Annotated in this window: 1 protein-coding gene; it reads right to left on the reverse strand. The window is 60.1% G+C overall.

Annotated features, from left to right (window positions below; genetic code table 11):
* Nucleotides 1-271, reverse strand: a 271-nt coding sequence (locus SB719_RS20215; protein WP_412159749.1) for a hypothetical protein, incomplete at both ends; no start/stop codon positions are given.

Below are 271 nucleotides of genomic sequence, written 5' to 3' on the forward strand. Positions count from 1 at the left end.
GTAATGAGCTTGGCAAGCTGGGTCGGCATTTCGGCGCGCGGCTTCGGCGGCTGAACCGCATGGAACGCCATGGTGATGGCGACTTCCTTGCCTTCCAGCTTGCTGGAGAAAGCCATTTTCGCGTCCGTCTTTTCAGGCGGACGCGTGATCATGCTGATCTTTTCAAACATGCTGCCGGCGGTGAAGGCCTTGGCCGGCGCCTTGGGCTTTACCGAGACGAGACGGCCCGTCTTGTCGGCGCGATGGATGCGGTTTTCATCGGGGTTCGGAT

It is taken from the genome of Pantoea sp. SIMBA_079, from assembly GCF_046940275.1.
Taxonomy (GTDB): Bacteria; Pseudomonadota; Gammaproteobacteria; order Enterobacterales; family Enterobacteriaceae; genus Pantoea; species Pantoea borealis.